This window comes from Streptomyces roseochromogenus subsp. oscitans DS 12.976 (genome assembly GCF_000497445.1).
GTDB classification, from domain to species: Bacteria; Actinomycetota; Actinomycetes; order Streptomycetales; family Streptomycetaceae; genus Streptomyces; species Streptomyces oscitans.
Genome location: NZ_CM002285.1, coordinates 2,541,274 through 2,544,430 on the forward strand (window position 1 = coordinate 2,541,274; position 3,157 = coordinate 2,544,430).

At 70.7% G+C, this 3,157-nt stretch carries 5 protein-coding genes; 1 reads left to right on the forward strand and 4 read right to left on the reverse strand.

Annotation, left to right across the window (positions count from 1 at the left end; all coding sequences use genetic code 11):
* From M878_RS47585 to rimP, 4 genes are all read right to left on the reverse strand, one after another.
* Window positions 1-279 (reverse strand): translation initiation factor IF-2 N-terminal domain-containing protein (locus tag M878_RS47585; protein ID WP_031224706.1); only part of this gene is annotated, 279 nt, incomplete at its 3' end.
* Window positions 280-424: 145 nt separating this feature from the next.
* Entirely contained in the window at window positions 425-721 is a 297-nt protein-coding gene (locus tag M878_RS94075) for a YlxR family protein (protein WP_078630253.1), read from the reverse strand.
* 156 nt (window positions 722-877) lie between these two features.
* Complete coding sequence (gene nusA / locus M878_RS60815) at window positions 878-1,864, reverse strand: transcription termination factor NusA (RefSeq protein WP_023546366.1); 987 nt, start codon at window positions 1,862-1,864, stop codon at window positions 878-880.
* Window positions 1,865-1,866: 2 nt separating this feature from the next.
* On the reverse strand, window positions 1,867-2,385 hold the full coding sequence (rimP, locus tag M878_RS60820) for a ribosome maturation factor RimP (protein ID WP_023546367.1): 519 nt from the start codon (window positions 2,383-2,385) through the stop codon (window positions 1,867-1,869).
* Window positions 2,386-2,686: 301 nt separating this feature from the next.
* On the opposite strand from rimP, the gene M878_RS60825 reads away from it, so the two are divergent.
* On the forward strand, window positions 2,687-3,157 hold a 471-nt coding region (locus M878_RS60825; protein WP_023546368.1), incomplete at its 3' end, for a hypothetical protein.

The window sequence follows — 3,157 nt, forward strand, 5'->3', positions numbered from 1 at the left end:
CGGAGGCTTGGGGGCTGCCGGCCTCGGGGCAGCCGGACGTGCCGCCTGCGCCGGAGAGGGCGCGGCGGGCCTGGGGGAAGCCTTGCGCGGGGCGGGCTTGCCGGCGGACTTGCCGTTGCCACCGCCCTGGAAGGCGTCGGTCAGCTTGCGTACAACCGGCGCTTCGATGGTCGAAGACGCCGAACGGACGAATTCACCGAGTTCCTGGAGCTTGGCCATGACGACCTTGCTCTCGACACCGAACTCCTTGGCGAGTTCGTAGACCCGGACCTTAGCCACTTCGCTCCTTTGAGGTCCGGGTTGAAGCCGGACCGTCGCTAGTTCATGGGCGTACTCATCGCGTACTCATCGAGTGCTCATCGCAATCTCGACCTGCTTTCGACTCGCGAGGTACCAGGCCGCACGGGGTTCCGTACGGCTCGTCTTACGGTGTTGCCTGCTCGGCAACTGTTGTCTGCTCGACGTATCGGCGCAACGCCTTTGTGTCGAGCGGCCCCGGGGCGCGCAGTGCCCGCGGGAACGCCCGACGGCGTACCGCCTGGTCGAGACAGACCAGGGCGGGGTGTACATAGGCACCCCGGCCGGGCAGCGTACCGCGAGCATCGGGGGCGCATGCGTCCTCGATCCTCACGATCCGCAGGAGATCGTTCTTGGCCGCCCGCTCCCGGCACCCCACACAGGTGCGCTCAGGGCATGCTCGGGCGTGCGTCCGGCCAGACACGGTTAAGTCTACCTCCCCGCACCGACCTCACCCCTTCGGGGGAAAGATCGAACGGTTGTTGTCGTAAACCAAGCGACCTGCGGCTTGGATCTATTCCCGGCAGCACCCGGCAGCACCCGGCAGCCGCCCCGGCTGCCTGGCCACCCGGCCGCCCGATTACTCGGCCGGCTGCTCGGTGTCCGGGCGGATGTCGATGCGCCAGCCGGTGAGGCGGGCGGCGAGGCGGGCGTTCTGGCCCTCCTTGCCGATCGCGAGCGACAGCTGGTAGTCCGGCACGGTCACCCGGGCGGAGCGGGAGGCGAGGTCGACAACCTCCACCTTGCTCACCCGAGCGGGTGACAGGGCGTTCGCCACCATCTCCGCCGGGTCGTCCGACCAGTCGACGATGTCGATCTTCTCGCCGTTCAGCTCGCCCATCACATTGCGCACCCGGCCGCCCATCGGGCCGATGCAGGCGCCCTTGGCGTTCAGGCCCGAACGGGTGGACCGTACGGCGATCTTGGTGCGGTGGCCGGCCTCGCGGGCGATCGCGGCGATCTCCACCGAGCCGTCGGCGATCTCCGGCACCTCCAGGGCGAAGAGCTTCTTCACCAGGTTGGGGTGCGTGCGGGAGAGGGTGACCGACGGTCCGCGGACGCCCTTGGCCACCCGGACGACATACGAACGCAGGCGCATGCCGTGCGGGTAGGTCTCGCCGGGCACCTGCTCCTGCACCGGCAGGATGGCCTCCAGCTTGCCGATGTCGACCAGCACGTTCTTCGGGTCGCGGCCCTGCTGGACCACGCCGGTGACGATGTCGCCCTCGCGGCCCGCGTACTCGCCGAGCGTCGCGTCGTCCTCGGCATCGCGCAGCCGCTGCAGGATCACCTGCTTGGCGGTGGTGGCGGCGATCCGGCCGAAGCCGGAGGGGGTGTCGTCGAACTCGCGGGGCTCCTGGCCCTCCTCGAGGTCTTCGGGGTCCTCCTTCGCCCACACGGTCACATGCCCGGTCTCCCGGTTGAGCTCCACGCGCGCGTGTCGGCGGCTTCCCTCGGTGCGGTGGTAGGCGATGAGGAGGGCCGACTCGATCGCCTCGACCAGCAGGTTGAAGGAGATCTCCTTCTCCCGAACCAAGCCCCTCAGGGCACTCATGTCGATGTCCACGGCTACGCCTCCTCCTCTTCCTTCATGTCCTTCTCGACCTTCTCGTCCTTGCGGTTGAACTCGACCTGCACGCGCGCCTTGGCGATCTCCGGGAAGCCGAGTCTGCGGGTGGTCGCCTTGCGGCCCTTGACTCCGGGGACCTCGACGTCCACACCCTCTTCGTCGACGTCGAGGATCCGCGCGACCAGCTCGCCGCCCTCGGCCAGCTGGAACTTCACGAGCCGGTCGGTGGCGCGCACGAAGTGCCGGTGCTCGGTGAGGAGGCGCTCCGCGCCGGGGGTGCCGACCTCCAGGTCGTACGCCGCGTCGCCCATCGCGTTGGTCTCGTCCAGCTTCGCCGAGAGCGCACGGCTCACATCGGCGATGGCGTCCAGATCCGCTCCGCTGTCGGAGTCGACGACCACACGCAGCACCCGCTTGCGTCCGACGGAGTCCACGGCGATCTCTTCGAGATCCAGTCCCTGGGACGTGACGAGCGGTTCCAGCAGCTCTCGCAGCCTCTCGCTCTGGGTGGTGCTCATCCGGGTGACTCCTCGGCCGCGTGTGCTGTTGTGGGATGGGTCGCGTGTCTGGTCAAAGGGTATCCGGTCGCGAGGACTGTTGCGTCCTGCCCACCGGCGGGCGGGCGGAGCGCCTACGGGCCCGGGTGGCTGTGGTTCGCCGGCGGGTGCGGGCAGATGGTGGCGGGTCTCACCGTTCCGCGCGCCCCTTGGGCCGGCTGTCGGAGCCGGTGACATGAAGCGAGGGACTGCGCGGGTACCGTGATCACTGCGGGCTGCCCTCCCGCCCGTGTGTTCGTACGAGCCTCCGAGGACGTCAGCCGTGCCGTACCCCCCGCCGCCGCGCACCCCCTCGGGTCCGCGCAGAAGATCCCTGCTCGCCTCGGCCGCCGGCGCCGCCCTGCTGGTGGGCTGCTCGGCCGAACCGGACTCCGGCGACAGCGGGGGCGCGTCGGTGACGGCCCGGGAACGCGCGCGCGCGGCGCGGGACAGCCAGGGGCTGCTGGAGCGGTACGACGCCGTCCTCGCCGCCCATCCGGGGCTGTCCGGGCGGCTGCGCCCGCTGCGCGCCCAGGTCGCGGCGCATGTCCTGGCGTTCACGGACGGTACGGCGCCCACGCCCGCACGGTCCTCGGCCTCCGCGTCCGCCTCGACCGTTCCGGCCGGCGAGAAGGACGCGCTGGCCGACCTGGCCGGCGCTGAGCGCGCCCTCGCCGACTGGCGCGCCAAGGACCTGCTGGGTGTGCCGGGCGAACTGGCGCGGCTGCTGGCGTCGGTGGCGGCGGCCGGGGCC